This is a genomic window from Streptomyces smaragdinus, assembly GCF_009604385.1.
Classification (GTDB): domain Bacteria; phylum Actinomycetota; class Actinomycetes; order Streptomycetales; family Streptomycetaceae; genus Streptomyces; species Streptomyces smaragdinus.
Genome location: NZ_WEGJ01000091.1, coordinates 1 through 2,088, shown reverse-complemented (window position 1 = coordinate 2,088; position 2,088 = coordinate 1). Strand labels below are relative to the sequence as shown.

Genomic DNA, 2,088 nt, shown 5'->3' with positions numbered 1-2,088 from the left:
ACGACAACCGCCCCCTCTGCCACCTCGAAACCGACGACAGAAGGCTCGCGGCACCCACCCGCCACCGCATCAACTTCGGTGCACTCTCATCCGTACGAGGTGGTGCACGTTCACGTGTACGCCGACACTGGTCAACGCGATGATCTCGTGGGCCAGGGTCTGCACCGTCTGGGCCGTGAGGCGCTCGGCAGGCAGCGCGGTGTGCTGGGACTCGGCCGCGGCAAGTGCGCGGTCGGCGAGCCGGGCCGCGTGGTAGACCTTGCGGTTGCGCAGCCCGCCGCATCATCGCAACTCGCCTCGGCCGCGCTCAACTCTATTTGTCACCTTCCGCTTTCTGTTCGGGAATTATTCCGGCCACCGTACAGACACGCTGTTTGGTGAGTCTTCCTGCGTGCCGATGGGAAGTGAGAACCTGACTTTGGGGCGGGCTGCGGCTCCCGTGCGGTGGTAGAAGCGGATGGCGCCGGTGTTCCAGTCCGGTGTCTGCCACTGCACTTGTGTGGCGCCGCGGGCTGCTGCCGCGTTCTTCACCGCGTTGAACAGGGCGTTTCCCCAGCCTTCTCCTCGGTACGGTTCGGTGACGAACAGGCAGTCGAGGTGGACGTAGTCGGTGGCCTGCCAGGTCGAGAACTCTTGGGAGCACGTCGCGTAACCGATCAGTTCGCCTCCACGGTCGGCCACGAGGCACCACGCTCTCGGGCACGCCGAGAACAGCAGGGGTTTCAGGCGGGTTGCGAGATCGGGCGGCACGGGGCCGGCGCGTTCGAAGGCGGCGTGGGCGGCGCACAGATGGGCGATCGCCGGCAGGTCGGCCTCCGTGGCCGGACGGATGACGCCGACCGGCCGAGCGGCCTCGTTCAGCATGCGCTGGAGATGCCCGTGCGCGGGGTGGTCAGTTCGTCGACGGGATGCTGCTCAAAGCCGGAGGCGGGGTCGTAGGCGAAGCCCTTACGTGCCGAGCGCTCGCAGCCGACGAGCACTTTCTTGGCCCAGTAGGTAAGGCGGGCGAAGGGCAGCGCCGCGCGGGTCGCGCCGTTGCATCCGGGGCCCCAGCAGTAGGTGACCACGGTCTTCGCCGGGTCGACCAGCCGTGGTGCCATATCGGCGATCCGTGCGGTGGGAAGGCGGAGCGCGCCGGGAATGTGGCCCTGATCCCAGGCGTCACCGCTGCGGGTGTCGAGCACCACGATCCCGGGTGCGCCGGATGCCAGATCCGCGTGGACGTCGGAGACATCCGCCTCGAAGGCGGAGCGGGCGGCGTAGTGAGCGGCATTCTCGTCCGGGGAGGTGGCGGGCGCACTCACGACAGCGCCAACGATCTCGGCGGAAGCGGAAGCGGAAGCGGGAGGGGGCATGGGGCACCTCATGTTCTTGCTGGTGGGGAGGGAAACCTGAGGGCCGTGCCGGGGTCTCCCGGTCGGCGACGCCTTCATCCTCCGGTTCCCGGGCCCGGTTCACGAGTGGCGTGAACGCCTGCATTACTCAAGATTCCGCCAGAAACGTCGGCCGCGCGGACCACGTCACGTATGGCCGGACGCCGACGAACGCCCTTCGGCAGACCGTCGGCGTCGTACCCATCCGGCGGCTGAAGAGGTACCGGTACCTCCCGGGAGCCGACCGCGGCCGTCACCTCGTCCACAGTGCCCTTACCGGACTTGAGTAGCGGCAGGCCGGCGGTCACCCGCCGGGAGACGGCCCAACGCAGGGGACTCACACCATTGCGAGCACGTCGGGGTCGACCCGAATCCCGGATGCCGCTCAGCAAGCACACGGGCGTACTGCCAGTGGGCGGCAGCACGTCGGCCCTCCAGCAGCCCGGTCGCGGCCGGCGCGAACGCCTCGAACAGATCGAAACCAGACACCCCCCGAGCGTGGGCCCGCACAGCGCCTCCCCCAGAGTGAGAGAGACCCCCGCCCCGGCCCACCCCGGGCCTGTCGCGTGGTTTGTGTATGCCCGGTATGACCGGTTGGCATCAGAGTGACTGGTGCCGGGAAGGATCATCATGGGCAAGGCACGTGGCTCCCACAACAGTTCGGACATCGTACGCACGGGAGCCGAGTTGATGCAGCAGCAGGAGAAGGACGCGG

Annotated in this window: 2 protein-coding genes; both read right to left on the bottom strand. The window is 68.3% G+C overall.

The window, feature by feature from the left end:
* Positions 1-345: 345 nt before the first annotated feature.
* Positions 346-864, bottom strand: coding sequence for a GNAT family N-acetyltransferase (locus tag SRB5_RS35675; protein WP_153458013.1), 519 nt, complete (start codon positions 862-864; stop codon positions 346-348).
* On the bottom strand, positions 858-1,355 hold the full coding sequence (locus SRB5_RS35670) for a rhodanese-like domain-containing protein (protein ID WP_153458011.1): 498 nt from the start codon (positions 1,353-1,355) through the stop codon (positions 858-860). The genes SRB5_RS35675 and SRB5_RS35670 overlap by 7 nt, the downstream gene beginning before the upstream one ends.
* Positions 1,356-2,088: the final 733 nt, after the last annotated feature.